Below are 26,123 nucleotides of genomic sequence, written 5' to 3'. Positions count from 1 at the left end.
GGCGCTGCTGTGGCCCGGCTACAGGCCGATCTCCCAGTCGTGCTCGCAGGCGCGGCAGTGCACGCGCAGCCGTTGCGTCCGCTCGTCCTCGCCGGTCAGCGTCCAGCGCGCATAGGTCTGGCAGCTCGGGCAGATCGCCTGGTGAGCGACGTTCTCGGCGTGCATCAGCAGATAGAGGTAGCGGCGCAGCGCCCACACGCCGATGACCGCGCTCGCGAACGCACAGGCCGCCGTCAAGAGCCGGTCGCCCCAGTCCTGCTGCGCACCGTAGACCTCCGCGCTCGCCAGCAGGCCGATCGCCGCCATCAGCAGCAGCACGAGGTGCAGGTGGCTCTGGATCAGCTCACGCTCGTACCACTTCATGAAGCCGAGCCGCCGGATCGTCTGTGCCGCCTTCATCTCGCACCCCTTCGCTCGCGCCGGCCGCGCAACCAGGGAGCCCGCGACCCATGCCGGGCATCTTCCCACCGCGGACCGGCCGGACCAAGTCGCCAGGCATCACCGATCGCAAGCAAAAGAAAAGCCGGGCAGCGCCCGGCTTTCGATGCGAACCCGAAGGTTGGCGCTCACTGCGCCGGCGGGCGCCCCACCGGCAGCGGCTTGCCGTTGAGTTCGAGCGTGCCGCCGGCAAAACGCACGCTGGCCGCGACGTGCTCGGCGTCGCGCACCACGTAACCCTGGTCGGCGAACTGGTCGATCATCGCGTTCAGCATTTCAGGTTCGGGCGCCGTGCCGGTGGCCCGGATCGGGGCCTGGTTCAGCAACTGCTCGATCCACACGATGGGCAGCTTGACGTCGGCGCGGGCCTGGCCCTTGGTCATCAGCAGCGCCATCGGCGGCAGCTGGGCATCGGCCTCGGTCACACCCTTGACGCCGAAGGCGTACGACAGTTCGCCGCGCTTGCCGCCGTATTCGACGGCCAGCTTGTCGAGCGCGTACTCGGGGTCGTGCGGCAGCAGTTTCATCAGGTCGGCCTGCATCGCCGCCAGCATGGCCTGCGGGTCCACGTCCTCGTCCTCGCCGCACGAGAACGACTGCTTCATCAGGTTGGACATCAGGTTCTGGTAGCTCGGCACGTGCAGGCGCTTGAGGGACGCGGCCATCTCGAGCTTGTCGAGCTTGGTGCCGTCGAAGCTGCCGGTGCCCAGCACGGTGGCCTTGCTCGTCAGCAGGTTCTGGTCGACGGTCGCTTCCGCGTCGAACTTCAGGTCGGTCAGCGCGAACAGGAAAGGCCGCACCTCGCCGGTCGCGGTCAGCGGCAGGCGCATGCTCATTTCCATCAGGCCGATCTGGCCCTCGTCCTTGCCGGCCATCACCCACAGGGAATCGCCGACACGGCGGCCCTCGCCCTTCCAGCGCAGTTCGCTGAGCGTGACCCGCGCGCCCTGGTTCTTGTCGGACACTTCGAAGCCGGGCATGTTGAGTTCGTAGCGCACCGACTCGCCGTCGCTGTCGCCGCTGAACGTGGCCTGCAGACCCTGCCACACGAACTGCTGGCCAGTCGGCGCCTCGAGGCGCGCGCGCGGGCTCTCGAGGCGGCTGGTGTAGTGACGGTCGAAGCCGACCGTCGTGGTGACGGTCAGCGGCTTCTGGTTGCCGAACATCTGCGCGACGACCTGCTCGGCCTCGGGCGGCAGCACCAGTTCCGACTGGATGGACGCCGCACCCCAGCTCGAGCCGCCGATCAGCGGGCCGTGCTGGATGTGCTCGCGCACGGTGAGCTCGAAGGATTTGGGCGGCATGCCGGCGGCGGCCGCTTCCTGAGAGCGCTCGCAGCCGAATTTCATCGTCACGGTGCGCGTGGCCGAGAACAGGCCCTTGTCGTAGCCCTGTTCGGTGATCCGCACGAAAGGCAGCTGGGTCGTGACCCGGTCGGCCTGGGCCCGCAATTCCTGCTGCACCTGGCCGCCCACGTAGTAGCTGCCGCCGACGTAGGCGGCAGCGGCTGCGGCGACGAGGCCGACAACCGCGAACAATGGTTTCTTCATTTCCCTCTTCCCTCGACGCGCAGCCGGCGCGTCCCTGTTGACGATCTCGGCGGCCTTCAGACCCGGGCCGCGCGGTGGTCGGGCAGTGTAACAAGCGCCCCCGCCGCCCCGGCACCCCCAAATCAGTGGAGCGCCCCCACGGCGCGGATGCGCGCGTCGTGGATCGCCTGCGCGATCTGCGGCCCTTTGAGCCCGCGCTCCTGAGCCTGCTGCGCCAGTTCGGCAGTGGGCACTGACTGCGCGACCTGCAGGACCGCCAGCAACCTGTCGCGCTGGACATACGCCTGCCCCTCGAGGCCGAGCCGGCCCCGGGCGTCGCACTCGCAGGCCAGCAGGATCTCGGCGAAGCGCTGCGGCTTGCGGAAGGCATCGCAGCGCTCCAGCAAGCGCACCAGCGCGGCGGGGCCGAGTTCGCCGCTGCGGTGCACGTTGCCGTGCTCGCGCGCCACCACCTCGGCCAGTTCGCGGCACTCGGTCGGCACACGCAGCCGCTGGCACACCTCACGCACCAGCTCGACGCTGCGTGCCTCGTGCCCCACGTGCCGCGGCAGGATGTCGGCCGGCGTCGTGCCCTTGCCGAGATCGTGTGCCAGGCAGGCAAAACGCACCGGCAAGCTGGCCGACAACCGGGCGCTCATGTCCATCACCAGCATCAGGTGCATGCCGGTGTCGACTTCGGGGTGGTATTCGGCCCGCTGCGGCACGCCCCAGAGCCGGTCGACCTCGGGCAGCACGCGCGCCAGTGCGCCGCAGCTGCGCAGCACCTCGAACATGCGCGACGGCCGAGGCTCCATCAGCCCACGCGACAGCTCCTGCCACACCCGTTCCGGCACCAGCGCGTCGACTTCACCGTTGTCCACCATGCGGCGCATCAGCACCAGCGTTTCGGCGGCCACACTGAACTCGACGAAGCGCGCGGCAAAGCGGGCCAGCCGCAAGATGCGCACCGGGTCTTCGGCGAACGCATCCGACACGTGGCGCAACACCTTGGCCCGCAGGTCGGCCAGCCCGTCATAAGGGTCGATCAGCTCGCCGTCCTCGGACTGCGCGATCGCATTGATCGTCAGGTCACGGCGCTGCAGGTCCTGTTCGAGCGTGACGTCGGGCGAGGTGCTGAATTCGAAGCCGTGGTAGCCGCGCGCGGTCTTGCGCTCGGTGCGCGCCAGCGCGTATTCCTCGTGCGTCTGCGGGTGCAGGAAAACCGGGAAGTCCTTGCCGACCGGCGTGTAACCGCCGGCGATCATCGCCTCGGGCGTCGCACCGACCACCACCCAGTCCCGGTCCTGCACCGGCAGCCCGAGAAGGCGGTCCCGCACGGCACCCCCAACCATGTAGACCTTCATCCGGCAAGTGTATCGGCCCTTCGGTACCTGGCCCGGGGTTACAGAGGCGGCGCGTCTAGCAGCCGGCATGCCCGCCAGCCCCCTGGCGCGTGGGATTACTTCACGTCTTCGCCATCGGTACAACCGGTGGGCGGCTGACGACGCAGTGCCGCTGCGTCCCGGTCGCCCTCCTTTCCTTCGTGACCTACTTTAGGGAGTCCTTATGCAATTGAAGGCATTGGCTGCCGCGGTGGCATTGACGGCTTTGGCCGGCACCGCCTCTGCGGCTGACTACAACATCGGCAACCTCTCGGAGATCCCGTCGTTCTCGGACGGCTCGGGTCTGTTCGCGCCCGGCGAATCGATCTCGGACAACTGGTTCTTCTCGATCGGCCCCCTGCCGGCGGATTTCTCCGGCCTCGTCAGCTCGGTGTACACGCAAAGCACCGGCTTCATCGACGACTTCATGGTGTCACTCACCGGCCCCGGCGGCTACATGGCCAGCTGGGAAGCCTTCTCGTCCGGCGGCACGCTCGGCTTCCAATGGGCGGCCGGGGCCGATACGCTGGTTGCCGGCGACTACACGCTGTCGGTGACAGGTGTCGCACGTGGCTCCACCACCTACTCGGTCGACTTCACCGCTGCACCGATCCCGGAGCCCGAGACCTATGCCCTGATGCTCGCCGGCCTCGGGGCGGTCGGCTTCGTGGCCCGCCGGCGTCGCAAGCAGTAAACGCAACGCGGGGTCTTCAGCTCCGAAAAGAAAAAGCGAGCCTCGGCTCGCTTTTTCCGTGGGGGCGCAGCTTCAGGCGCGCGCGGTCCGATAGGGCTCGTCGAAGTCCAGGAAGTCCTGCTCAGCCAGTGCGTCTTTCGTCCAGGCCTGCATCGCCGGCAGCTGCAGCATGCGGTCGATGTAGCCGTTGACGGCTTCCAGCACCGGCACGCCGTACGTGCGCAAGCGCGTGACCACCGGCGCATAGAAGGCGTCAGCGACGCTGAATTCGCCGAACAGGAAGGGGCCGCCGTGCTGGACCAGCAGCTCGGTCCACATCTCGACGATGCGTTCGACGTCGCGCACCACCTCGGGCTGCGTGCGCAGCACGTCGGCGCCGACGTGCGGCAGCGAAGCCTCGATGTTCATCGGGAAATGGCTGCGCAGCGCACCGAAGCCCGAGTGCATTTCGGCGCAGACGCTGCGCGCATGCGCGCGCGCCTTGCGATCGGCTGGCCACAGTTGCTTGGACGGGAATTTCTCGGCCAGGTACTCGGCGATGGCCAGCGTGTCCCAGACCACCAGGCCGCCGTCGACCAGCAGCGGCACCTTGCCGGTGGGCGCCAGCTTCTTCAGCGTGTTCTTGAATTCCGAACCCTCGGTGAAGCTCAGGCGCAGCTTGATTTCCTCGAAGGGAATGCCGGCGTGCGTCATCAGCAGCCAGGGCCGCAGAGACCAGGACGAGTAATTCTTGTTGCCGATGTAGAGCTGCATCTTTCTTCCTGCACGTCTTGAACGGAATGGGATGCTAGCCGTGGCCGGCCGCGCGCGCTTTGCAGTTTTTGCATCGCATTGATGCGCCGCCCGCAAGTGAGGTTCAGCCTCTGCGTGCGCCCATGCGGAACAGGTTGAGGTGACTGCGCGAACCGACGCGGCCCAGATAGAGCGGCGCGATCCCCTCCAGCGGCATAGGCTCGATGCCGAGCGCGTGCAAGTCCGGCAGGCCCCCGGTAGCGACGTTGTCGATGTGCATCGAGTCGAGGTTGTCGCGGCTCATCAGCGGCTCGCCGGGCAGCAGCTCCAGCAGCATGGCCTGCACCCGCCCCAGTGCATCGGGCAGCGGCAGCACCGGACGTGGATGACCGGACCAATGCCCCGCGCACCGCACCAGTTCGGCCAGCGTGTAGACGCGCGGGCCGACACATTCATAGGTCTGACCGACGCTGTCGCGCCGGTCCACACAGGCGACGATCGCGCGCGCGACATCTTCAACCCACACCGGCTGGAATTTCGCCGCAGCGCGTGCCAGCGGCATCAGCGGCAACCGCTTCTGCAGCGACGCAAACTGGTTCAGAAAGCGGTCCTGCTCGCCGAAGATGACCGACGGGCGCAGGATGGTGCATTCCAGTCCGGGCGCCGAGCGCAGCGCTGCTTCGCCGGCGGCTTTCGAGCGCTGGTAGCGCGACGGCGCGTCGGGCGCCGCGCCGAGCGAGCTCACGTGGATCAGCCGCCGCACACCTGTGGTGGCGCACGCACGTGCGAGCCGCCGCGGCAACTCGACATGCACACGCTGGAACTGCGACTCGCTGCCATGCAGCACGGCCACCAGGTTGATCACGGCATCGGCGGTAGACAGCAGCCGCTCGAGTTGCGCGTCGTCGTGCACGTCCGCCTGCACCGGCACCAGCGAGGGCAACGGCTGCAGGTGACGCGCGTGGCCGATGCGACGCGTCGGCACCACCAGGGCGCCGGCACCGCCGGAACGCTCGACCAGCTTTTCGCACACGTGCGTGCCGACAAAACCGGTGCCGCCGAGCACCACGATGTTGCCGATCATGGCAGGTCCGCCTCGGGCAACGGTGCATCGGGTGGACGCGGCCCGATCGTGCGGCCCAACCGCTCTTTCAGCGACGGCATGCGGCCGTTCAGCCGCGCGGCGTAGTAGGTCGCGTTCGACAGCACCCGCTTGACGTAGTCGCGCGTCTCGGTGAACGGGATGTTCTCGACCCAGATCGCCGCTTCCAGCAAGGGGCCGTCACGCCAGCGCCGCGGGCGGGCCGGGCCGGCGTTGTAGGCGGCTGCGCCCATGGCTTGCGAGCCGCCCATGTCGTCGAGCACCAGTTTGAGATAACTGGTGCCGAGCGCGATGTTGGTGTCGCGGTCGGTGATCTGCGACGGCGTGAAGGGCATGCCGATCTTGCGTGCCGTCCAGCGTGCGGTCGCCGGCATCAGCTGCATCAACCCGGACGCACCGACATGCGAGCGGGCATCCATCACAAAGCGCGACTCCTGCCGGATCAGGCCGTAGACGTACGCCGGGTCGAGGCCGATCTCACGGGCGCGAGCAACCACGTCGCGCCGGAACGGCATCGGGAAGCGCTGCTCGATATCGAACTCGGCCTGGGTCCGGTCGCTGGTGTTGATGCAGCGGTCCCACACCTCGTGCTCACACGCGAGATCGGCCGCGGCCAGCAGTTCGCGGTCGCTCATGCGCCCCTGGCTCGTGAAGTTGAGCGTCCAGTTCCATTCGCGCACGCCTTCGCTGCGCAGGCCCATCTCGATCAGCTGCAACGCCCGGATCAGCCCCGGATTGCGGCGCACCCGTTCTTTTTCTTCGTCGGTCAGCGGCGCGGGCCGTGCCGGCAGCGCAAGCGTGCGGCCGAGTTCCTCGGCCGCCAGCTTGCCGTAGAAGTGCTGCTGCCCGGCGATGGAATCGAGCAGTTGAGCCGCTTCCAGGCGCAGCTTCTCCGCATCTTGCGAATCGCGGGCGACCGCCTGCAGCGCTCGCGCCTTCCAATAAATCCAGGTCGGCTCGGCCTGCTCGGCCTGGCTCATCGCGTTGATCGCCTGTGTCACCTGCTGCCAGCGGCCCGCCCGCAGCGCCGCACGGGCTTTCCAGCCCAGCGTGTCGTCGGCCCAGCTGATTTCATCGGCACCCTTGACCGCGCGCTGGAAGTAGTCCGGCGCCTGGGGCAACAGCCTCAGCGCGGCTTGGCGACCGGCGCTGGCCCAGGCCCAGGACGCGAGATCCGCCGGCAGCCGCTTCGACCAGGCCTCCAGTTGCACGGCTGCGCCTTCAGGGTCGGCCGCCGCCAGCCGCACCAGCGCCAGCGTGGTCAGTTCGGCATCGGTGCGATTGCCGCTGCCGCCGCGGCGTGCAAGGTAGCGCACCGGGCTCTCGTACATCTCGTCGAAGCGTTGCGCGGCCTCGGGGCCGATCGCCGCCACCGCCTGTTGCGCCTGGGCGCGCCGGCCCAGATCGGCCATCACGCGCGCCTTGCGCCACAGGTCGGCGGCCGCCAGACGGCCCGCTTGATGCAGCGTGCTCGCCATCTGGCGGCAGCCCTGGTCGGCGGCCGTCTGCGCCATCCAGGCGCGGCGTGCGGCCTCGCGCACGTCGTCGCCCGCCTGGTGCCGCACCAGCACCGCGTAACAAGCCACCTCGCGGTCGTCCTGCATGCGAAAGCGCGGAAACTCGGCCGCGAAATTGACCCAGTCCTGACGCCGGCCGAGTTCGAGCAGCCAGTCGTTGCGAAGCCGGTCTTCGACGTAGGTGTCGGGCCAGCGCGCGAAGAAGGCGCTCAACTCTTCCTGCGTGGCCACGGGCAGGCGGCTGTTCAGTTCCCAGTAGTCGGCCCACATGGCGAGCGGGTGGCTGCGCGCGACGGCTGCCGCCTTGGCCGCCGCGAGCCGCTTCGCGTCTCTGCGCTGCCAAGCGTCGCGGGCTTCGAGGATCGGGTCGGCCTGCGCGTGCGCAACCGGTGGCACGAAGGCCAGGCCTAGCCCCGCTGCGGCCACCAGGGCCGCCAAGGTGCGTCGATATACTGATTTCAACTTGTTCTCTTGTTGGTATTCCGGATGGCCTGGACCCCACCCATCGAGGCCCGCGACCGTGCTGCACTGCGCCGCCACCTGCTGTCCGAGCGAGAGCGCTGGGCAGCAGCCGCTGCCGAATCCGGCGCCTGGCAGGCAGCGCACGACGCGCTCGCTGCCCACCTGCGCCAGGTGCTCGCGCTGCTGGAGCCGCAGTTGCTCGGCGTGTACTGGCCGATTCGATCTGAATTTAACGCAGCGGTTGCACTGCGCGACGACAAGACCACGGCCGGTGTGGCGCTTGCCTTGCCATGGGCCCGGAAAACCCCGCGCGAAATGGAGTACCGGCGCTGGGACGGCGGCGAGCCCGACAGCTGCGACGAGTGCGGCATTCCCTGCACCGAAGGTCCGGTGACAGTGCCCGACGTGGTGCTCGTGCCTTGCGTGGGCTATTCGCCGCAGGGCTATCGGCTGGGCTACGGCGGTGGCTACTTCGACCGTTGGCTTGCCGCCCACCCCCACGTGACCGCGGTGGGCATCGCCTGGGCCGACAGCGAAGTCGCGTTCACGCCGCTGCCGCACGACCTGCCCCTGATGCTGGTGGTCACGGAGCGAGGGATCGTCACGCCGAGCGACTGAATCAATCCCACTCGCCCAGGGTGTCCTCGACCTGGGGCACTTCGCCGATCGCCTGGCGCGTCAGCTGCGCCTGTTGCTCCACCCAGCTGCAAAACTGCGCCACCTCATCTCGCTGGCGCGCAGCAGGGGCCGCCACCAACCAGTACGCATGCTCACGCGGCGCGCGGTACCGGGCGGGGTCGAAAGGCTCGACCAGCTCGCCGGCACGGAGCGCTTCGGCCACCATCGGCAGCCGCGCGAGCGCGACGCCCTGGCCCGCCAGCGCCGCCTGCACCTGCTGGTAGGTGTAGTTGAAATAGACCCAGCGCTGCGGCTGGAAGTCCTTCAGCCCGTGCGACGTCAGCCAATAGCGCCAGCCGAGCACGCCGTGACCGGGGTGGCCATCGTCTTCTTCGAGCAACGCATGCTGCGCCAGGTCTTCGGGGCACTGCAACGGCTTGCCGTTGCCGCTGGCGCCGGCTTCGATCAGCCAGCGGCTGGCGACCGCTGTCAGGACTTCGCCGAACAAGCGCACGGCGCCCGGCGGCGCCTGCTCGGGGGTGCAGTAACGCAGCGCCAGGTCGACCTCGCCGCCGTCCACGTCGACCATCGCGTCATTGGCGCTGACGCGGATGTCGAGGTCGGGGTGCTCGCGCTGAAAGGCTTCCAGCCGGGGAATCAACCACAGGGACGCGAAAGATGCGAAGGTGGTCACGCTGACCGTGCGGCGCCCGCGCGCCTGGCGGATCTGCCGCACCGTCGCGTCGAGCCGGTCGAGCAGCGGCGCCGCCGCCCGCAGCAACGCGGCACCGGCGCCCGTCAACTCGACGTGCCGGGTGCCGCGCAAGAACAGCGGCGCGCCGACATCCTCTTCCAGGCCCTGGATCTGCCGGCTGATCGCCGACTGGGTCAGGTGCAGTTCCTCGGCCGCCTGGCGGAAATTGAGGTGGCGGGCGACCGCCTCGAAGGCGCGCAGCGGGCCGACCGTCAAGGGCCGCTGCCGGATGTTTTGATTCATGCCGATCTCTCATCAATCTGGCGCAAACGTCTCATTGGACCATGTTCCGGGAGAACCCTAGGATTCACCTACGGATTCAGCAGAAAGGAAGACATCATGGAACGCGCCAGCTCTCTCTCATTCATGCCCTCGTCGCAACAATCGAGCCGCACCGCGGGCCGTGTCGGCAAGGGCGAGGCCGTGACGCTGCGCGCCGCTTCGGCAGGCCTGCTGCGGGTCAGCGCGGGCCGCGTGTGGGTCACGCCGACCAGCACCGCCGCGCACGCCTCGCGCGACGTGTTCCTGCAGGCCGGCGAGCAACTGCCGCTGGCGGCCGGCCAGGAGATCGTCGTCGAAGGCTGGCCCAGCGCCCGCTTCGAACTGGTCGCCGTGCCGCACGCAGCCGGCGCCATCGCATCGCTGCAGCGACTGGTGCGTACGCTCAGCGCTTCGCGGTCTTCCGCGGCGCCGGCGCCGCAGTGCTGCTCCTGACCGCCTTCTTGCGTCCCGCGCCGGCCGGCTTGGCCGCGCGGGCGCGCAGTGCGGCCTCCAGGGCCAGGCGAGCCCAGGGGCGCATCAGTTCGGGCGATTCCAGCGCCTCGGCCGGCGGCGTGTAATAGCTCATCTTCACCGCCTTGCCCTTGCCGTCATAGACGAAAGGCTCGCCCCCGGCATCCTGCCAGCGGGGTTCGCTCTGAGCGTCGACCTTCAGGTACAGGCGCTCGAAGGCGATCAGGCCGAACATCAGCCCGTCGAGATAGATGCCATAGCCGCCGAACATGCGGCGGGCGTTGCAATGCCCGAGCGTGTGCAGCAGCTCGAGGCAATGCTGTGCGTAGTCGTGTGCAGGGGAATGGGGCGCTGCCGTCATGGCGGCAGTGTAGGCCGTCGGCGCGGGCTTCACTCGACCTTGGGGTCGCCCTCTGGCTCCGCGGCCGTCTGGCCCCGCGTGGTGCGGCGAGGCGCCCGTGCCAGTTGCGGCGCGACTTCCTCGATCTGGTTCTCGCGCATGTAGTCGTTCATCTCGCGCCAGCCGGCGAAGACGGCGGCCTTGTCGGCACGCGGGTTGAGCGTGTAGCAGTCCTCGATGGCCCGGCCGGCGTGCCGGCAGGCGCCGCCCAGCGCACGGCCCTCGGCGTCCCGGCGCTCGGCGACCGCCTCGGCCGACTCCAGGCCCAGCGCATCGCAGCCCGCGAGCGTGGCAATCAGCAAGAGAACGGCAACGATGGAAGACGAGTGACGCATGGCACGATAAACAGTCCGTGCATGGTCTTCGGCAGATCGCCGTGCGACTTGAGCAATAAACGGGTCCACCCTACGGTCTTCGACCGCCCCTCGAGGGGCGACGCCAGCGGACCGGCGAAGCCGGATCCGCGGCGTCACTCGATATGTGCCTGTTCGCTGCGGCTGGGCAGGTGCCGGAAAGCGTCTCGGTCAGGGCGCCACGGCGCCGCGTGCCATGGCCATCAGGCGGGCCACCCGCTCCTCGGTGCTCGGATGGGTACTGAACAGCCCCCGCAGCCCGCCGCCGGACAGCGGGTTCATGATCATCATCTGGGCGGTTTCGGGGTGGCGTTCGGCCGCTTCCATCGGAATACCGCGCGCGTAGCGGTGGATCTTCTCGAGCGCCGAAGCCAGTGCCTGCGGGTCACCGGAGATCTCGGCGCCGCCCCGGTCGGCCTCGAACTCGCGGGCACGGCTGATCGCCATCTGGATCAGGCTGGCCGCCAGCGGCGCCAGAATCATCACCGCGATGCTGACGATGGGATTGACCGGGCGGCCTTCGCTGTCGCGCCCGCCGAAGAACATCGCGAAGTTCGCCAGCATCGAGATCGCACCGGCCATCGTCGCGCTGATCGTGCTGATCAGGATGTCGCGGTGCCTGACGTGCGCCAGCTCGTGCGCCATCACGCCGCGCAGTTCGCGCTCGGTCAGCACGCGCATGATGCCGGTGGTGGCCGCGACGGCGGCGTTCTGCGGGTTGCGGCCGGTGGCGAAGGCGTTCGGCGCGTTTTCCTCGATGATGTAGACGCGCGGCATCGGCAGCTCGGCGCGCTGCGCGAGTTCGCGCACCATGCGGTAGAACTGCGGGGCCGTGGTCTCGTCGACCTCGCGCGCGTTGTACATCTTCAGCACCAGCTTGTCGCTGTACCAGTAGCTGAAAAAGTTCATGCCGAGCGCGATGATCAACGCGATCATCATTCCCTGCTGCCCCCCCAGCAGGGAACCAATGGCCATGAACAGGCCGGTGATGGCCGCCATCAGGACAGCGGTCTTCAGCAGGTTGAACATCGTGCGGGCCTCGTTACAAGAGTCGACAACGCCACAAAGTTGCGGCCTTGCGTTTGTAATTCAAGCGGTGCCGCGATCAAAAACCATACCCGGCATCACCGTATGGCCCTGCAGGAAATCCCGGGCCGCCAGGCGTCGGCCCCCCGGCTTTTGCAACTGCGTCAGGCGCAGCGCTCCTTCGCCGCAGGCGACCAGCAGCCCCGCTTCGTCGACGGCCAGCACCTGGCCGGGTGCGCCCTCGCCCGGCGCCAACTCGGCGGCCCAGCACTTGACGGGCACTCCGGCCAGCAGGCTGACGGCCCCCGGAAACGGGTCGAAGGCGCGGATGCGGCGTTCGATCCCCGTGGCCGGCCCGGTCCACTCGATCTCGGCCTCGGATTTCTCGATCTTGTGGGCGTAGGTCACGCCCTCCTTGGGCTGAGGCGTGCGCGTCAGACCGCCGCAGGCGGCGAGCTCGAGGGCCTCGACGATCAACCGCCCGCCAAGCGCCGCGAGCCGGTCGTGCAACGAGGCCGTGGTGTCGCCCTGCGCCACGGGTGTCTTCTCGACCAGCAGCATGTCGCCGGTGTCCAGCCCAGCATCCATTTGCATGATCGTGATGCCGGTCTCGGCGTCACCGGCCTCGATCGCGCGGTGGATCGGTGCAGCACCGCGCCAGCGCGGCAGCAGCGACGCGTGGATGTTCAGGCAGCCCATGCGCGGCAGGTCCAGCACCCACTGCGGCAGGATCAAGCCGTAAGCGGCAACGACCATGACATCGGGCGCGGCAGCGCGCAGCGCTTCCTGCGCGGCACGGGCGTCGTCGGGGTACTTGCCATCCAGGCGCAAGCTGCGCGGCTGAGCGACGGCGATGCCGCGAGCGAGCGCAAACTGCTTCACCGGGCTGGCGTGCAGTTTCATGCCGCGACCCGCCGGGCGGTCCGGCTGGGTCAGCACGAGCGAGATCTCGAAGCCCGCCGCCTGCAGGGCGGCGAGGGCCGCCTCGGCGAACTCCGGCGTCCCGGCGAAGACAACCTTCATGCCGGCCACGCTCAGGGGCGCTCGTCGTCGCGGTTGCGCTTGAGCAGCTTCGTCTTGATGCGGTTGCGCTTCAGGGGCGACAGATATTCGACGAACACCTTGCCGACCAGATGGTCCATTTCGTGCTGCACGCACACGGCCAGCAGACCATCGGCGTCGAAGCTGTACTCATGGCCTTCCCGGTCGAGCGCCTTGACGGTCACGCGGGCGTGGCGGTCGACCTTGTCATAGAAGGTCGGCACCGACAGGCAGCCTTCTTCCCAGAGAATCATCTCGTCGCTCGTGGCCACCAGCTCCGGGTTGATCAGCACCCGCGGGTCGTCGCGCTCGTCGGAGGTGTCGATCACGATCACGCGTTCGTGCACGTCGACCTGGGTGGCAGCCAGGCCCACGCCATTGGCCTCGTACATCGTTTCCAGCATGTCGTCGACCAGTTGCTGGACGCGGGTGTCGACCTTCACGACCGGCTTGGCGACGGTGTGCAGGCGCGGGTCGGGATAACGCAGGATGTTCAGTTTGGCCATGTCGAAGCAAAGCCCCGGTGCACCTGTGGAGGCACGGCAACGCGTGAACCGTGACGCAATGCCGCTGCCGCGGTAACCTCCAGCAAATTTCGTTGCGGCATCAAGGGTTTAGGGGCAGAATCTGTGAAACTATGTGAGGATTCTCGCCGAACTGCTGCTGCCCGGCGAGCCGAGAACTCATTAACCATATAGCGTCATGGCCGCGAGTTTCCAGGCCATGTCCGGCGAGCGGAGACCCTGCATGACAAGAACCGCGTTGTGGCGAGCCCGTCCCAAGGCAACCCTGGCTTCCCTCGGCTCGCAAGCGCTCGTCGGAGCGACCCTGATCGCGCTCGGCACCGCAGCGTCGGCTGTCAATTATCCGATCACCCAGCAGCAGCGCACCACCGCGCAACAGGTCGCCGAGGCCGGTGTCCCGCTGTCGGAGCTGTCGCCCAACGCCCCCGATTCCTACACCGTCAAGCGTGGCGACACGCTGTGGGACATCTCCGCGATGTTCCTGCTGCGCCCGTGGCGCTGGCCGGAGTTGTGGGGCATGAACCTCGACCAGATCCGCAACCCTCACCTGATCTATCCCGGGCAGATCCTCTACCTTGAAACGGTGAACGGCCGCGCCCGCCTGCGCCTCGGCCAGCCGGTGGGCAACGGCACGATCAAGGTCTCGCCGCGCGTGCGCAGCGAGGCGCTCGACGACGGCGCCATCGCCTCGGTGCCGCTGCACCTGATCGAGCCCTTCCTCAATGAGGCCGTGATCTTCAACAGCAACGAGCTCGAGCAGGCGCCGCGTGTCGTCGCCACGCAGGAAGGCCGCGTGTTGCTGTCGCGCGGCGAAACCGCCTATGTGCGCGGCGAGCTGGGTAACCTGCGCGACTGGCGCCTGTTCCGCAACCCGAAGCCGCTGGTCGATCCGGCCTCCAAGGAAGTGCTCGGCTACGAGGCGACCTACCTCGGCACGGCCGAGTACACGCGCCCGGGCGCCACCGGCAAAAACGGCGAAATCATTCCCGCCAGCTTCCAGGTGCAATCGACGCGGCTCGAGGTCGGTGTCGGCGACCGGCTCTCTCCGGTGCCGGCCCGCGAGTTCATCAGCTACGTGCCGCACGCGCCGCAGGGCGCGCTCGATGGCCAGATCGCCTCGATCTATGGTGAAGCGCTGACCGCCGGCCAGAACCAGATCGTCGCCCTGAACCGCGGCTCGCGTGATGGCGTCGAGCGCGGCCATGTGCTGGCGCTCTGGCGTCAAGGCCGGGAAGCGACCGACACCACCTACGGCAGCAAGCAGAAGATCCAACTGCCCGACGAACGCCACGGCCTGCTGTTCGTGTTCCGTGTCTTCGACCGCATGTCCTACGCGCTGATCCTCAACGTGAAGGAGCCGGTGCAGGTCGGCGATCGCTTCACGCAACCTTGAGCGGCGCCGGCACGGCGGCGGTGATCGACCGAGAAGAACTGGCCGCTTGGCTGCGGCTGGTCGAAACGCCCGGGCTCGGGCTCGATTCCGCCCGCAAATTGCTGGCAGCCTTCGGCTCACCACAGGCCGTCTTCGCGTGCCCTGCGGATGCCTGGCGCGAGGTGGTGCCTGCCCCGCAGGCAGCAGCGCTGAGCCGCCCGGCCGACACCCTGTCCTCCCTGGTCGAGACCACTTGGCGATGGCTGCAGGATGCAGACGGCCGCCACGTGCTGACGCTCGGCGACGCGGCCTACCCGTCCCTGCTGCTCGACATCGCCGACCCGCCGCTCGTGCTGTATGGGATCGGCCATCTCCGGTTGCTGCAGGCGGCGTCGATCGCCATCGTCGGCAGCCGCAACCCGACGCCGCAGGGCATCGACAACGCCCGTGCGTTCGCCGCCCACCTGAGCCGCGACGGTCTCACCGTCGTGTCCGGGATGGCGATGGGCATCGATGCCGCAGCGCACGAAGGGGCGCTCGAAGGGCCGGGCAGTACCGTGGCCGTGGTGGGCACCGGACTCGATCGCGTGTATCCGAAGCGGCATCTTGCGCTGGCGCGCCGCATCGGCGAGCAGGGACTGTTGCTGAGCGAATACTCGCTCGGGACGCCGCCGCTCCCCGATCATTTTCCTCGACGCAATCGAATCATCTCGGGCCTGTCACGCGGCACCTTGGTGGTGGAAGCCGCACTGCAGTCCGGCTCCCAGATCACTGCTCGTCTGGCCGCCGAACAGGGCCGCGAAGTGTTTGCCATCCCCGGATCGATCCATTCGCCGCAATCACGCGGCTGTCATGCATTGATTCAGCAGGGAGCGAAGCTGGTCGAAAGCGCGCGGGACATCCTGGAAGAACTGCAACCCGCACTCGCGGCCGCGGCCGCCCCGGCGCCGTCCTCCGAAGACGAAGCCGCCGAACCTGCCGATCCGGTTCTTGACGCACTTGGTTACGATCCTGCCACGCTGGACGCGCTGATGGCCCGGACGGGTTGGCCGGCGGCCGAGCTGAGTGCACGCCTGCTCGAACTGGAGCTCGAAGGCCGGGTGGCCCGGCTGCCCGGGCAGTTGTTCCAGCGCATAGCGCACGGCTGAGCAGTCCGGGACGGCCGAAAACCGTCCCCGCGCCCACCCCTCGTTTTCATCACTGTGGGGATTGCGCGCTCGGGTATAGTCGGACACATGTTCGATGTGCTCGTCTACCTGTACGAAAACTACTGGCGGCCGGACGCCTGCCCAGACCATGCGCAACTGACGCGCAAGCTCTCTGCGGTCGGGTTCGAGAACGACGAGATACAGGAAGCGCTGACCTGGCTCGAAGGCCTCAGTCACGCAGCCAACTCCCACGCAGGCACCCAGAGCCCCGACAGCATGCGCGTGTTCACGCAGGCCGAGCAGGAGCAACTGGGCGAGGAATCGATGGGGTTCATCAGCTTCCTCGAAAGCGCCGGCGTGCTGCCCGCTCCAATGCGCGAGATCGTGATCGACCGCGCGATGGTCAGTGACGGCAGCCCCATGTCGCTCGAAGACCTGAAGATCATTGTGCTGATGGTGTTCTGGAGCCTGGGCGAAGAACCCGACGCGCTGATCCTCGACGAACTCTTCGTCGACGCCGCCGACCGCCTGATCCACTGACTGACTCGCAGCCGAGGCGGCACCTCGCGCCCCTGCAGAAGCCTTCACCGCGTGCAGCGCTTTCCCGACCAGCACGCCACTACCCCACACATCGAGTGCCACCGCGGGTCCGGCTCCGCCGGTCCGCCTGCGGCGCGTAGGGGGTGGCCCTAGTTCAGCAGCCGAGGCGGCACCTCGCGCCCCTGCAGAAGCCTTCACCGCGTGCAGCGCTTTCCCGACCAGCACGCCACTGCCCCACACATCGAGTGCCACCGCGGGTCCGGCTCCGCCGGTCCGCCAGTGGCGCCCCCTTGAGGGGGCGCGCCGCAGGCGCGTAGGGGGTGGTCCTAGTTCAGCAGCCGAGTCGGGTCGGCGTCGAGCTTGGCCAGCGCATTGCGCGTCGCCCGCACCGTGAGTGCCTCTTCTTCAGCGGGAACCATGAGGCCGGCCTGCAGGAAGGCGGCCAACCGGTGCTGCTGGAACAGCACGCAACGCCCCGCCGGCGACGAGAACAGGCTCAGCTGCTTGCGCAGCCCTTGCCACGCCAGCTGCACCGGCTCGTTGCGGCCGCGGTAGTCGAGCTTGAACCAGCTGCCGACCTGGATACCCCGCGCCCATGCGACCATCGCGGGGCTGGGCATCGAACCGCCTTCGGCCACCACCTCGAGGCCGGAGGTTTCGCGACCGGACAGATCGAGCACCATGGATTCGTCGATCTCGACCTCGGTGTCCGGCAGCAGTTCTTCGAGCGTCTCCAGCCTCAGCATCAGCTCATCCAGGCGCTCGGTCGGAATGGCGGCAGCCTTGGCCGTGAAGGCGGCTGCGAGCGAGTTGTTCAATGCCTGGAGATGTTCGTCCTGCTTGTCGGCCGGCACACCGGCTCCTGCCATGCCGTCGCGCAGCGTCTTCAACAACGGCGGCAGGCGACGGATGACCTCGGCGCGCTCCTCGCGCGACACTTTGGCGCTGGCCGACCAGATGAGGTCGGCCGCGGCGCGCTTCATCGCCTTGGTGGCGTCGCTCTGCCCGCCGGTCTTGACGGCCGTCATCGCCAGCACGTCGGCCCAGATCTGGAACAGGAACTCGCGCACCCCCTCCTGCACCGGCACCTCGTTGAGCATCTTGCGCAGCTCGATCGTGTACTGGATGGTGAGAATCTCGCGCTGCTCGACCTGCTGCGCCAGCGAGACGCCCTTGCGGGAAGTCTCGTTTTCCTTCGTGAAATAGTGCTCCAGGAACTTCTCGAACTCGACCAGCACGGTCTGGAACACGCGGCGGCCGGTGTCGGGGTAGGCCTCGACCACCTGCACCACGCGCTTGATTTCCTTTTCGAGCGCATCGCCCATCGCGCCGGCGGTCATGGCGTCGAAACCCATCACGCAGGCGCCCATGCGGTCGATCAGCTTGCGCGCCGGGTGGTCGGTCGTCGCGAAGAAATCGGGCTCACCGATCGCGACCCGCAGCACCGGCATCTGCAGCCGCGCGAACCACACGCGCACGGAAGCGGGCAGCCGGTCTTCGGTGAGGATGCTCTGGAACAACAGTGCGACGATTTCGATGGTCGCCCGCTCGATCGGCGATTCGGTGGCGCGCTTGAGCGCCTGCTTCTGCTCCTGCAGGTTGTCCAGCAGGGCCGGTGCACTGGGCACCGCCAACTGGTCCGGCCGGGTGCTGCGCAGGCGCTGCACCACCTCACGCTCGGCCTCGGCGATCGCGGCGGCCAGCTTGGGCGAGGCATGGTAGCTGGTAGTGGCCTCGAAGTCGGGCACTTGGCGCCCCACCAGCCGGTTCAGCCGGCCCAGCACCGCCTGCGCTTGTTCGGAGGCCCGCAACAGATTGGACGCGCGTGTCATCAGGCGCGTTTCCTCGCCCACGGAATGCCGCAGGCTGCCCGGCCCGGAATGCTGGCTGCCGGACACCGCCGCCCCGCCGGCCAGCGTGCCGGCTGCGGGACTGGGCGCCGACACGCCGACATCGCGGGTGCGGCGGATCAACGGCCGCAGGTCGATCTCCGGCAATACGCCGTGGGCGATCAACCACTTGTTGGTCTCGTGATAAGCCAGCACCACCAGGTGGCCGATCTCGTCATGCAGCACCGGCTGGAGTGCGCGCCACGCCTCGACGCTGAGCGCGGCGGCGCGCCAGGCTTCCAGTACCTCGCGGGCGACCACATGGGGGCGCAGCACGTCGGCCGACGACAACTCGTCGCGCCGCTCCATCACGGTCATGCGCGAACGCAGATCGGTGAACTCCGACGACGCCTGATCCATGGTCGCCAGCGCCAGCCGGGAGCTGAGAATCTCGAGTTCGATGGTGTCGTCGTCGACCAGTGACAGTTCACCACCGCGGTGGCTCAGGGCACCCGGGCCGCTGGGCCCCGGGTCCTGCAGGCTGCTGGACTGCCGGCCTTGCAGGCGCCCGGCCAGGGACTGCTGCCACTTTGCGCGCCAGCGCTGCAGGTCCGACCAGGCATCACGGCGACGCAGCAGCAGGTCAGGCGGTGCCGGCTGGGACGCCAACACCTTGGCGCCTTCTTCGACCGCCGCCAGCGCGTTCGGCGCCCCGTAGAGCAGCACGTTCAGATAAGTTCTGCGCGCCTGGGCTGCGAGTGCCTTCGGATCGGCGGAAATCGCCATGGTTGGGAGGTAGCCTGCGGTGCGAAATTCCTGGCACTCTACACCACGGCACCCGCGTTCGGGTCGTCCGGATCGGTTTCCTTGCGGGTCGGTTTGACCAAGTCTTCACGCTTGACGCCCAGCCACATGGCCACCGCCGCGGCGACGAACACCGACGAGTAGATGCCGAACAGGATGCCGATCGTCAGGGCCAGCGCAAAGTAGTACAGGGTCGGGCCGCCGAACAGCAGCATCGACAGCACCATGATCTGCGTCGACCCGTGCGTGATGACGGTGCGGCTGATGGTGCTGGTGATGGCGTGGTCGATCACCTGGGGCGTCGTCATCTTGCGGAACCTGCGGAAGGATTCCCGGATGCGGTCGAAGATCACGACCGACTCGTTGACCGAGTAGCCCAGCACCGCGAGCACCGCTGCCAGCACCGAGAGCGAGAACTCCCACTGGAAGAAGGCGAAGAAGCCGAGAATGATCACGACGTCGTGCAGGTTGGCGATGATGCCGGCGACCGAGAACTTCCATTCGAAGCGGAACGCCAAATAGAGCATGATGCCGGCGATCGTCGCCGCGAGTGCGAGCGCCCCGTCGCGTGCCAGTTCGGAGCCGACTTGCGGCCCGACAAACTCGCTGCGCTGCAGCCGCAAGGGCTCTGTCGTGCCGGCCGTGCAGATTTCTCGGCTGACGGCCTCGCCCTGCTCGGTGACGGTCTCGCGCCGCTGCACGGTGCCGCCCTCGGCGCTGCACAATTGGCCGAACACCTTGCCGACCACCTCGCTCTGCTTGACCGCGCCGCGCAACGGGATGCGGATCAGCACGTCCCGCGAGGTACCGAAGTTCTGCACCTGCACGTCGCCCAACTGCAGCGTCTCGACCGTCGAGCGCACGCGCGGCAGATCGGCCGCGTCGGCGTACTGCACCTCGAGCACCGTGCCGCCGGTGAATTCGATGGACAAGTGCAGGCCGCGTGTCGTCAGGAAGAACACCGCCGCCAGGAAGGTGAGCAGCGAAATGGCGTTGAGCACCAGCGCGTGCCGCATGAACGGGATGTCGCGCTTGATTCGGAAGAATTCCATCGCTTCGGTCTTTGCGTGATTCGGGTGGGTCGATCGAGGCGCTCAGCCCTCGCTCTTCGCAGCAGCGGCGCCGTCCGGACGCCACACCTGGCCGATCGAGACGGACTTCAGCTTCTTCTGCCGGCCGTACCAGAGATTGACCAGGCCGCGCGAGAAGAACACCGCAGAGAACATCGACGTCAGGATGCCGAGCACGTGCACGACCGCAAATCCGCGCACCGGGCCGGAGCCGAAGGCAAGCAGCGCGACGCCGGCGATCAGCGTGGTGACGTTGGAATCGAGGATCGTCGCCCAGGCACGTTCGTAGCCGACATGGATGGCCGTCTGCGGCGCGTTGCCGTTGCGCAGTTCTTCGCGCACGCGTTCGTTGATGAGCACGTTGGCGTCGATCGCCATGCCGAGCGTCAGCGCGATGGCCGCGATGCCGGGCAGCGTCAGCGTGGCCTGCAGCATCGACAGCAGCGCCACCAGCAGCAGCAGGTTGACCGACAACGCCAGCGTCGAGAACACGCCGAACAGCAGGTAGTAGGCCATCATGAACACGGCGATCGCGACGAAGCCCCACAGCACGCTGTTGAAGCCCTTGGCGATGTTCTCGGCGCCCAGCGTCGGGCCGATGGTGCGTTCCTCGATGATTTCCATCGGCGCGGCGAGCGAGCCGGCGCGCAGGAGCAGCGCGACGTCGTTGGCCTCCTGGGTGGTCATGCTGCCCGAGATCTGCACGCGGCCGCCGCCGATCTCGGTGCGGATCACCGGCGCGGTGACGACCTCGCCCTTGCCCTTTTCGAACAGCAGGATGGCCATGCGCTTGTTGATGTTCTCGCGCGTCACGTCGCGGAAGATGCGCGCGCCTTTCGCATCGAGGGTGAGGTGCACCGCCGGCTGCTGCTGCTCGTCGAAGCCGGCCTGGGCGTCGGTGAGGTTCTCGCCGGTCAGGATCACCTGCCGCTTGACGATCACCGGGCCGCCGCCGCGCTCGACGTAGCGTTCGGTGCCGAAGGGCACCGGTCCGGCGCCGCTGGCGGCCGCCTGCGCTTCGGCGCTGTCGTCGACCAGGCGGACCTCCAGCGTGGCGGTGCGGCCGATGATGTCCTTGGCGCGGGCGGTGTCCTGCACGCCCGGCAGCTGCACCACCACGCGGTCGAGTCCCTGCTGCTGGATCACCGGCTCGCTGGTGCCGAGCTCGTTGACGCGGTTGTGCAGCGTCGTGATGTTCTGCTTGAGGGCCTGGTCCTGTACGCGACGGGCGGCCTCGGGCTTCAGCGTGCCGGCAAGCCTGAACGTGTCGCCCTCGGCGCTGTCGGTCCACTGCAGGTCGGGCAGCTGGTCGGTCAGCAGGTTGCGGGCCGTGGCCAGCGTCTGCGCGTCGCGGAAACGGATCTCGACGTCGCCGCCGACGCGGCTCACGCCGCCGTGCCGCAAATCCTTCTCGCGCAGCAAGCTGCGGATGTCACCCGTCAGCGCTTCGGCGCGTTTGGTCAGCGCCGCCTTCATGTCGACCTGCATCAGGAAGTGCACGCCGCCGCGCAGGTCGAGGCCGAGGTACATCGGCAGCGCATTGATCGACGCGAGCCACTGCGGCGAACGCGGCAGCAGGTTCAGCGCGACGATGTAGGCCGGGTCCTCGCGGTTCGGGTTCAGCGAGCGCTCGAGGACGTCGCGCGCACGGATCTGCGTGTCGGTGTCGGCAAAGCGCGCCTTGACCGAATTGCCGTCCATCTGCACGAAGTCGGGCCTGACGTTCGCCTGTTGCAGCGCCTGCTCGACGCGCGCGACCATCGAGGTATCGACCTTGACCGTCGCCTTGCCGCTGGAAACCTGCACGGCCGGCGCCTCGCCGAAGAAGTTGGGCAGGGTGTACAGCAACCCGACCACCACGGCGATCGCCAGGATCGCGTATTTCCACCACGGATAACGGTTCATGAGGACTCTTGTGCCACTGACGACAGCGGGCGCGACCAACGCGCGCCCGCACGAGGAAGGCAGCGTGTCGGCTTACTTGACCGTGCCCTTGGGCAGGACTTGCACCACGGCGCTGCGCTGGATCTGGAGCTCGACGCCGTTGGATACCTCGACGTGCACATAGGTTTCACCGATCTTGGACACCTTGCCGAGCACGCCGCCGGCAGTGACCACCTCGTCGCCCTTGGCAAGGGCCTCGATCATGGCCTTGTGTTCCTTCTGACGCTTCATCTGGGGACGGATCATGATGAAGTACAGCACCACGAACATCAGCACCAGGGGCAGCAGACTCACGAGGGTGGACTCGGCGCCGCCCTGCGCGGCAGGGGCTTGTGCGTATGCTTCAGAGATAAACACGGGAGACTCTCCTGGGGTCGAAAGACAAACGGTTGATTGTATGCGCCGGGCTTCAGGCGGTGACCCGAGCGCCCGCCCGCCCCCACCGGCACCCGGGCGCGCCGGCTCAGGAAGCCTCGGCGCCCACCCGCTCGGGTTCAGCGGGTGCCGTTTCAACGCAGTTTCGACCGCGTGCCTTGGCCCGGTACAGCGCGGCATCGGCGCGCTTCAGCAGGTCGGACCATCCCTCTTCCCGCGGCCCGCAGACCGCCACGCCGAAACTGGCACTCAGATGCAGGCGCTTCCCTTCGAAGACGATCATCTCCTGTTCCAATGCCCGGCGCAGGCGCTCGACAGCGATGGCGGCGCCGGCCAGGTCGGTGTCCGGCAGCACCACGCAGAACTCCTCGCCGCCGAGGCGAGCGACCAGGTCGCCGGTGCGCGACAGGCGCCGCATCAGTGCCGCCGTGGCCGCCAGCGCCGCGTCGCCGGCGGCATGCCCATGCGCGTCGTTGACATGCTTGAAGTGGTCGATGTCGAGCACCGCCAGCGACAACGGCCGGCCGGTACGACGCCGGCGTGCCATCTCGGCGCCGAGCACGTCCTCCAGGCGTCGCCGGTTGGCGGCGCCGGTCAACACGTCGCTGACGGACAGCCGCCGGATCCGGGCGATCAGCCGGGCGATCACGAGGCCCGCCAGCGAGAGGCTCTGCAGCATCTGGGCCAGGATGGCCGCCAGCAGGAACAGGCCGAATTCGGCACCACGGGTCGCATCGCGCACCGCGTCGCCACCGGAGGGAAAGGCCCAGTTCAGCACGGCCCGGCCCAGCAGCAACAGCCCGATCACGAAGATCGGCAGCACCGTCGCGATGCTGGTGGTGCGGTCGAAGTCCTGGCGCATGCAGTGGTACGCCTCTTGCGTCGCGCGCCACATCGCATAGCTCGACAGCAGCGCCGTCAGCAGCACGGCGGCCTGCTGGGCCGGGACCGCCGGCATGGCGCGCAGCCACCCCAGTGCCGGGATGCCGGCGACCAGCAGGACAGCGTGTTCGAGGTCCGAGGGCCGCTGCGAGGTGAACACCTGCACGCCGCGGCGCACCGCCAGGTAGCCGAGCAGCACCGCGACGTCGCTGCCGAAGAAGGCCAAGCTGTCATGCCAGTGACCGCGCTGATACAGCAGCGTGACGGCCCCCCCGAGGACCGCGTTGGAGACCGCCCAGTGCAGCGTCGCCTTGCGCGCCACCTTGAGCACCAGGCCGCCGATCAGCCAGATTGCCGCGAGCAGCGCCCCCAACGACAGCGCGACCATGAGCAATGTCGGGTTGTGCATGGCACTGCCCCTCAGCTCTCGATCCGGTTGCGGCCGCCCGATTTGGCCCGGTACAGCGCGACGTCGGCCCGCTTGAGCAGGGCCGCCCAGTCTTCCTGGGGGTCGGTGCAGGTGGCAACGCCGAAACTGGCCGTCAGCCGGATCTGCCGCTGCTCGAAGACGATCGCTTCGTCCTTTAGCGCCACGCGGGCACGCTCGGCCAGCGCCCGCGCGCCGGTCTCGGCGGTTTCCGGCAACACCACGCAGAACTCCTCGCCTCCGAGGCGGCCGACCGTGTCGCTCGTGCGCGCCGTGCGCTTGAGCACCTCTGCGACGGCGCGCAGGGCCTGGTCGCCTGCTGCGTGTCCGTGGGTGTCGTTGACCGATTTGAAATGGTCCACGTCGAGCAGCGCCACCGAGTAAGCATGACCGTTGCGCCGATGGCGCAGGGCTTCGCCCTTCAGCGTCTCCTGCAGGCGCAGGCGGTTGGCGAGGCCGGTCAATGCGTCGGTGTCGCTGAGATGCCTGATGCGGGCCATCAGCCGGGTGACCACCACGCCGCCCAGCGACACGTTCTGCAGCAGTTGCATGAACACCATGCCCATCAGGAAGGTCCCGAACGCCGCCGTGCGGCTCAGGTCTCCGGGGTTCTCCTGTCCCATGAGCATGCCCCACGCTGCACGCAGCGCACGCAACAGGAACAGCACCCCGCTGAGAACCATTGGCGCAACGGTGATCAGACTGGGCAGACGCTCGAACTCACGTCGCATGTACCCGTAGGCTTCGCCGCTTGTGCGCAGCAGGGCATAGGCACCCAGCGAGCAGGTCGCAACGACGGACATCGGATACCCCGCCCCGCCCGGCAACCACGGTAGTAGGCGAGGACAACGGCGCCCACGCCGAGGACGATGGCGTACTCGAGGTCCGTGCGGCGCAGCCCGGCGAAACACTGCACGCCGCGGCACAGCGCAAAGAAGCCGGAGAGCAGCGCAATATCGCTGCCGAAAAACGCCAGCGTATCCGGCCAGGTGCCACGGTGATACAGCAGCAGCACACCCGTGCCAATGGCCATATTGGAGAAGGCCCAATGCAGCACCGCATGGGGCATCACCTTCAGGACCCACCCGATGACCGCCCACACGACCGCGACCGTGCCGTTCAGGCACAGCGCAACGATGAGTAGGGTGCCAGCGTCCATGCATCTCCTTGGCCGTCATCGCACGGCGCGTCGTTTGTAGCTATCGGTGCAGGACCTGCCGGGCGGCACGTAGCAGGCGTCGTCTCTGCGACACCGAGAGGCAAGCGTCGGGACAGGCGCGACGAACGTGGCAACTTGCACGCCCGCCAGCGGATGTCGCAGCAGAAAACGGGGGCGCAGCGGCAGTGCGGGGAACCGGCCCGCCGTGCTGCGCTCCTGTGTGATGGCGCACAAGGCCCGGCCCCCGCACAGCGCGAGCCGGGGTGCGTCACATCTTCTGGTAAGCCTCCACGATTGCCTTGCCCTCGGGACCGGCTTTTTCGACCCACTCATTGAGCATGGTGGTGCCGACCAGCTTGCGCAAGTCGGTCTTCATCTGGGGCGAAGGCTCGGCAATCTCCATGCCGTTTTTCCTGAGCAGCCCCTGGTACTCGCGATCCTTCGCCTCCGACATCTTCCAGCCGCGCTCCTCGGCCGCTGCTGCGGCCTTCAGCACACCATCCTGGGCCGCCTTGTCGAGGCCCTCGAAAGCCTTCTTGTTGACGATCACCGCGTTCTTCGGGAGCCAGGCCTGGGCGTTGTAGTAGTACTTGATGTGCTCGTAGGTCTTGCTGTCGTAGCCGGTGGCGCTCGACGTCATGAAAGAGTCGACGACGCCGGTGGCCAACGCCTGCGACAGCTCGGCCGCCTGCACCGTGACCGGCTGCGCGCCGATCAACTCGGCGATCCGGCTCGTCGCCGGGTTGTATGCACGCCACTTGCTGCCCTTCAGGTCGGTCAGCGTGTTGAGCGGCTTCCTGGAGTACAGCCCTTGCGGCTGCCACGGCACGGCGTACAGCAGCATCATGCCCTGCTCGCCGAGCTTTTTCTCCAGCACCGGCTTCTGGGCCCGGTACAGCTTGCGGGCCTCGCCATAGCTCGATGCCAGAAACGGCAGCCCGTCGAGCCCGAACACCTGCCATTCGTTCTGGTAGGCACTCAGCAGGATCTCGCCGACCTGAGCCTGGTTGCCCTGCACCGCACGCTTGATCTCGGGCGCCTTGAACAGCGAAGCGTTGGGATGCACGGCGATGGCCAGCTTGCCGCCCGCAGCCTCTTCCGCCTCCTTGGCGAAGCGTGTCAGGTTCTCGGTATGGAAGTTGGTCGTGGGGTAGGCCGTGGCGAAATCCCACTTGGTTTGCGCGTGGGCGGTGAGTGCCAGGCCGCCGAGCGCCAAAGCGGCGAGAGAAGACTTGTGCATGAAAGGAGCTCCTTGCTTGGAAGTGGAGG

The 26,123-nt window shown here is 67.9% G+C and carries 26 protein-coding genes; 6 read left to right on the top strand and 20 right to left on the bottom strand.

Annotation, left to right across the window (positions count from 1 at the left end; all coding sequences use genetic code 11):
- Positions 1 to 18: 18 nt before the first annotated feature.
- The 3 genes from M8A51_RS07285 to M8A51_RS07275 all read right to left on the bottom strand — a co-directional run bounded on the left by M8A51_RS07285 (position 19) and on the right by M8A51_RS07275 (position 3,331).
- Positions 19 to 399 (bottom strand): hypothetical protein, encoded by a 381-nt coding sequence (locus M8A51_RS07285; RefSeq protein WP_251777527.1) that lies wholly within the window; start codon positions 397 to 399, stop codon positions 19 to 21.
- Between the two features lie 167 nt (positions 400 to 566).
- Positions 567 to 1,988, bottom strand: a complete 1,422-nt coding sequence (locus M8A51_RS07280; protein ID WP_251777526.1) for a YdgA family protein — start codon at positions 1,986 to 1,988, stop codon at positions 567 to 569.
- A gap of 122 nt (positions 1,989 to 2,110) precedes the next feature.
- Positions 2,111 to 3,331: a multifunctional CCA addition/repair protein gene (locus M8A51_RS07275; RefSeq protein ID WP_251777525.1), complete on the bottom strand. Its 1,221-nt coding sequence runs from the start codon at positions 3,329 to 3,331 to the stop codon at positions 2,111 to 2,113.
- 202 nt (positions 3,332 to 3,533) lie between these two features.
- On the opposite strand from M8A51_RS07275, the gene M8A51_RS07270 reads away from it, so the two are divergent.
- Positions 3,534 to 4,043: an FxDxF family PEP-CTERM protein gene (locus tag M8A51_RS07270; protein WP_251777524.1), complete on the top strand. Its 510-nt coding sequence runs from the start codon at positions 3,534 to 3,536 to the stop codon at positions 4,041 to 4,043.
- 72 nt (positions 4,044 to 4,115) lie between these two features.
- Here the strand turns inward: M8A51_RS07270 and M8A51_RS07265 are convergent, their stop codons facing one another.
- The 3 genes from M8A51_RS07265 to M8A51_RS07255 form a co-directional block, all read right to left on the bottom strand.
- The gene (locus M8A51_RS07265) at positions 4,116 to 4,796 is read right to left on the bottom strand and encodes a glutathione S-transferase family protein (protein ID WP_251777523.1); all 681 of its coding nucleotides are present in this window, start codon (positions 4,794 to 4,796) and stop codon (positions 4,116 to 4,118) included.
- A gap of 103 nt (positions 4,797 to 4,899) precedes the next feature.
- A complete protein-coding gene (locus M8A51_RS07260; protein WP_251777574.1) occupies positions 4,900 to 5,856 on the bottom strand; it encodes a complex I NDUFA9 subunit family protein in 957 nt (318 codons plus the stop codon).
- Positions 5,856 to 7,856 carry a lytic transglycosylase domain-containing protein gene (locus tag M8A51_RS07255; protein WP_251777522.1) on the bottom strand — a complete coding sequence of 667 codons (2,001 nt, stop codon included), beginning with the start codon at positions 7,854 to 7,856 and terminating at the stop codon, positions 5,856 to 5,858. The genes M8A51_RS07260 and M8A51_RS07255 overlap by 1 nt, the downstream gene beginning before the upstream one ends.
- A gap of 24 nt (positions 7,857 to 7,880) precedes the next feature.
- Between M8A51_RS07255 and M8A51_RS07250 the strand changes: the two genes are divergently transcribed.
- Positions 7,881 to 8,474, top strand: coding sequence for a 5-formyltetrahydrofolate cyclo-ligase (locus M8A51_RS07250; RefSeq protein ID WP_251777521.1), 594 nt, complete (start codon positions 7,881 to 7,883; stop codon positions 8,472 to 8,474).
- A gap of 1 nt (position 8,475) precedes the next feature.
- Here M8A51_RS07250 and M8A51_RS07245 read toward each other — a convergent pair whose 3' ends face one another.
- Positions 8,476 to 9,471, bottom strand: a complete 996-nt coding sequence (locus tag M8A51_RS07245; RefSeq protein WP_251777520.1) for a LysR substrate-binding domain-containing protein — start codon at positions 9,469 to 9,471, stop codon at positions 8,476 to 8,478.
- 96 nt (positions 9,472 to 9,567) lie between these two features.
- Between M8A51_RS07245 and M8A51_RS07240 the strand changes: the two genes are divergently transcribed.
- Positions 9,568 to 9,942 (top strand): DUF2917 domain-containing protein, encoded by a 375-nt coding sequence (locus tag M8A51_RS07240; RefSeq protein ID WP_251777519.1) that lies wholly within the window; start codon positions 9,568 to 9,570, stop codon positions 9,940 to 9,942.
- Here M8A51_RS07240 and M8A51_RS07235 read toward each other — a convergent pair.
- The 5 genes from M8A51_RS07235 to def form a co-directional block, all read right to left on the bottom strand.
- Positions 9,893 to 10,321, bottom strand: coding sequence for a TfoX/Sxy family protein (locus tag M8A51_RS07235; RefSeq protein ID WP_251777518.1), 429 nt, complete (start codon positions 10,319 to 10,321; stop codon positions 9,893 to 9,895). The two genes, M8A51_RS07240 and M8A51_RS07235, sit on opposite strands and share 50 nt — an antisense overlap.
- Before the next feature lie 29 nt (positions 10,322 to 10,350).
- Positions 10,351 to 10,695, bottom strand: coding sequence for a hypothetical protein (locus M8A51_RS07230; protein WP_251777517.1), 345 nt, complete (start codon positions 10,693 to 10,695; stop codon positions 10,351 to 10,353).
- Positions 10,696 to 10,884: 189 nt separating this feature from the next.
- Entirely contained in the window at positions 10,885 to 11,742 is an 858-nt protein-coding gene (gene htpX / locus M8A51_RS07225) for a zinc metalloprotease HtpX (RefSeq protein WP_251777516.1), read from the bottom strand.
- Between the two features lie 60 nt (positions 11,743 to 11,802).
- Positions 11,803 to 12,762, bottom strand: a complete 960-nt coding sequence (gene fmt, locus M8A51_RS07220; protein WP_251777515.1) for a methionyl-tRNA formyltransferase — start codon at positions 12,760 to 12,762, stop codon at positions 11,803 to 11,805.
- Between the two features lie 11 nt (positions 12,763 to 12,773).
- On the bottom strand, positions 12,774 to 13,286 hold the full coding sequence (def, locus tag M8A51_RS07215; protein WP_251777514.1) for a peptide deformylase: 513 nt from the start codon (positions 13,284 to 13,286) through the stop codon (positions 12,774 to 12,776).
- Positions 13,287 to 13,527: 241 nt separating this feature from the next.
- Here def and M8A51_RS07210 point away from each other — a divergent pair, with 241 nt between their 5' ends.
- The 3 genes from M8A51_RS07210 to M8A51_RS07200 all read left to right on the top strand — a co-directional run bounded on the left by M8A51_RS07210 (position 13,528) and on the right by M8A51_RS07200 (position 16,364).
- A complete protein-coding gene (locus tag M8A51_RS07210) occupies positions 13,528 to 14,697 on the top strand; it encodes a LysM peptidoglycan-binding domain-containing protein (protein WP_251777513.1) in 1,170 nt (389 codons plus the stop codon).
- A 23-nt stretch (positions 14,698 to 14,720) separates the two neighbouring features.
- A complete protein-coding gene (dprA, locus tag M8A51_RS07205; RefSeq protein WP_251777573.1) occupies positions 14,721 to 15,824 on the top strand; it encodes a DNA-processing protein DprA in 1,104 nt (367 codons plus the stop codon).
- An 87-nt stretch (positions 15,825 to 15,911) separates the two neighbouring features.
- On the top strand, positions 15,912 to 16,364 hold the full coding sequence (locus M8A51_RS07200; protein ID WP_251777512.1) for a DUF494 family protein: 453 nt from the start codon (positions 15,912 to 15,914) through the stop codon (positions 16,362 to 16,364).
- A 326-nt stretch (positions 16,365 to 16,690) separates the two neighbouring features.
- Here M8A51_RS07200 and M8A51_RS07195 read toward each other — a convergent pair whose 3' ends face one another.
- The 8 genes from M8A51_RS07195 to M8A51_RS07160 form a co-directional block, all read right to left on the bottom strand.
- The gene (locus tag M8A51_RS07195; protein WP_251777511.1) at positions 16,691 to 18,979 is read right to left on the bottom strand and encodes a DUF1631 family protein; all 2,289 of its coding nucleotides are present in this window, start codon (positions 18,977 to 18,979) and stop codon (positions 16,691 to 16,693) included.
- 38 nt (positions 18,980 to 19,017) lie between these two features.
- Positions 19,018 to 20,049: a protein translocase subunit SecF gene (secF, locus tag M8A51_RS07190; RefSeq protein ID WP_251777510.1), complete on the bottom strand. Its 1,032-nt coding sequence runs from the start codon at positions 20,047 to 20,049 to the stop codon at positions 19,018 to 19,020.
- A 42-nt stretch (positions 20,050 to 20,091) separates the two neighbouring features.
- The gene (gene secD / locus M8A51_RS07185) at positions 20,092 to 21,972 is read right to left on the bottom strand and encodes a protein translocase subunit SecD (protein WP_251777509.1); all 1,881 of its coding nucleotides are present in this window, start codon (positions 21,970 to 21,972) and stop codon (positions 20,092 to 20,094) included.
- A gap of 72 nt (positions 21,973 to 22,044) precedes the next feature.
- Entirely contained in the window at positions 22,045 to 22,368 is a 324-nt protein-coding gene (gene yajC, locus M8A51_RS07180; protein ID WP_251777508.1) for a preprotein translocase subunit YajC, read from the bottom strand.
- Between the two features lie 106 nt (positions 22,369 to 22,474).
- Positions 22,475 to 23,677 (bottom strand): GGDEF domain-containing protein, encoded by a 1,203-nt coding sequence (locus M8A51_RS07175; RefSeq protein ID WP_251777507.1) that lies wholly within the window; start codon positions 23,675 to 23,677, stop codon positions 22,475 to 22,477.
- A gap of 11 nt (positions 23,678 to 23,688) precedes the next feature.
- Positions 23,689 to 24,426 (bottom strand): GGDEF domain-containing protein, encoded by a 738-nt coding sequence (locus M8A51_RS07170; RefSeq protein WP_251777506.1) that lies wholly within the window; start codon positions 24,424 to 24,426, stop codon positions 23,689 to 23,691.
- Positions 24,393 to 24,854 (bottom strand): hypothetical protein, encoded by a 462-nt coding sequence (locus M8A51_RS07165; RefSeq protein ID WP_251777505.1) that lies wholly within the window; start codon positions 24,852 to 24,854, stop codon positions 24,393 to 24,395. Before M8A51_RS07165 ends, M8A51_RS07170 begins: the two co-directional genes overlap by 34 nt.
- Positions 24,855 to 25,122: 268 nt before the next feature.
- Complete coding sequence (locus tag M8A51_RS07160; protein ID WP_251777504.1) at positions 25,123 to 26,094, bottom strand: TRAP transporter substrate-binding protein; 972 nt, start codon at positions 26,092 to 26,094, stop codon at positions 25,123 to 25,125.
- Positions 26,095 to 26,123 lie beyond the last annotated feature (29 nt).

It is taken from the genome of Caldimonas mangrovi, from assembly GCF_023721835.1.
In the GTDB taxonomy this organism is placed as follows: Bacteria; Pseudomonadota; Gammaproteobacteria; order Burkholderiales; family Burkholderiaceae_C; genus Caldimonas; species Caldimonas mangrovi.
This window is presented reverse-complemented; position numbering and strand designations above follow the sequence as displayed.

Excerpts from the sequence above, each read along its gene's own strand:
- M8A51_RS07285 (WP_251777527.1), bottom strand. The coding sequence starts at position 399 with ATGAAGGCGGCACAGACGATCCGGCGGCTCGGCTTCATGAAGTGGTAC.
- M8A51_RS07280 (WP_251777526.1), bottom strand. The coding sequence starts at position 1,988 with ATGAAGAAACCATTGTTCGCGGTTGTCGGCCTCGTCGCCGCAGCCGCT.
- M8A51_RS07275 (WP_251777525.1), bottom strand. The coding sequence starts at position 3,331 with ATGAAGGTCTACATGGTTGGGGGTGCCGTGCGGGACCGCCTTCTCGGG.
- M8A51_RS07270 (WP_251777524.1), top strand. The coding sequence starts at position 3,534 with ATGCAATTGAAGGCATTGGCTGCCGCGGTGGCATTGACGGCTTTGGCC.
- M8A51_RS07265 (WP_251777523.1), bottom strand. The coding sequence starts at position 4,796 with ATGCAGCTCTACATCGGCAACAAGAATTACTCGTCCTGGTCTCTGCGG.
- M8A51_RS07250 (WP_251777521.1), top strand. The coding sequence starts at position 7,881 with ATGGCCTGGACCCCACCCATCGAGGCCCGCGACCGTGCTGCACTGCGC.
- M8A51_RS07245 (WP_251777520.1), bottom strand. The coding sequence starts at position 9,471 with ATGAATCAAAACATCCGGCAGCGGCCCTTGACGGTCGGCCCGCTGCGC.
- M8A51_RS07240 (WP_251777519.1), top strand. The coding sequence starts at position 9,568 with ATGGAACGCGCCAGCTCTCTCTCATTCATGCCCTCGTCGCAACAATCG.
- M8A51_RS07235 (WP_251777518.1), bottom strand. The coding sequence starts at position 10,321 with ATGACGGCAGCGCCCCATTCCCCTGCACACGACTACGCACAGCATTGC.
- M8A51_RS07230 (WP_251777517.1), bottom strand. The coding sequence starts at position 10,695 with ATGCGTCACTCGTCTTCCATCGTTGCCGTTCTCTTGCTGATTGCCACG.
- htpX (WP_251777516.1), bottom strand. The coding sequence starts at position 11,742 with ATGTTCAACCTGCTGAAGACCGCTGTCCTGATGGCGGCCATCACCGGC.
- fmt (WP_251777515.1), bottom strand. The coding sequence starts at position 12,762 with ATGAAGGTTGTCTTCGCCGGGACGCCGGAGTTCGCCGAGGCGGCCCTC.
- def (WP_251777514.1), bottom strand. The coding sequence starts at position 13,286 with ATGGCCAAACTGAACATCCTGCGTTATCCCGACCCGCGCCTGCACACC.
- M8A51_RS07210 (WP_251777513.1), top strand. The coding sequence starts at position 13,528 with ATGACAAGAACCGCGTTGTGGCGAGCCCGTCCCAAGGCAACCCTGGCT.
- M8A51_RS07200 (WP_251777512.1), top strand. The coding sequence starts at position 15,912 with ATGTTCGATGTGCTCGTCTACCTGTACGAAAACTACTGGCGGCCGGAC.
- M8A51_RS07195 (WP_251777511.1), bottom strand. The coding sequence starts at position 18,979 with ATGGCGATTTCCGCCGATCCGAAGGCACTCGCAGCCCAGGCGCGCAGA.
- secF (WP_251777510.1), bottom strand. The coding sequence starts at position 20,049 with ATGGAATTCTTCCGAATCAAGCGCGACATCCCGTTCATGCGGCACGCG.
- secD (WP_251777509.1), bottom strand. The coding sequence starts at position 21,972 with ATGAACCGTTATCCGTGGTGGAAATACGCGATCCTGGCGATCGCCGTG.
- M8A51_RS07175 (WP_251777507.1), bottom strand. The coding sequence starts at position 23,677 with ATGCACAACCCGACATTGCTCATGGTCGCGCTGTCGTTGGGGGCGCTG.
- M8A51_RS07170 (WP_251777506.1), bottom strand. The coding sequence starts at position 24,426 with ATGCGACGTGAGTTCGAGCGTCTGCCCAGTCTGATCACCGTTGCGCCA.
- M8A51_RS07165 (WP_251777505.1), bottom strand. The coding sequence starts at position 24,854 with ATGGACGCTGGCACCCTACTCATCGTTGCGCTGTGCCTGAACGGCACG.
- M8A51_RS07160 (WP_251777504.1), bottom strand. The coding sequence starts at position 26,094 with ATGCACAAGTCTTCTCTCGCCGCTTTGGCGCTCGGCGGCCTGGCACTC.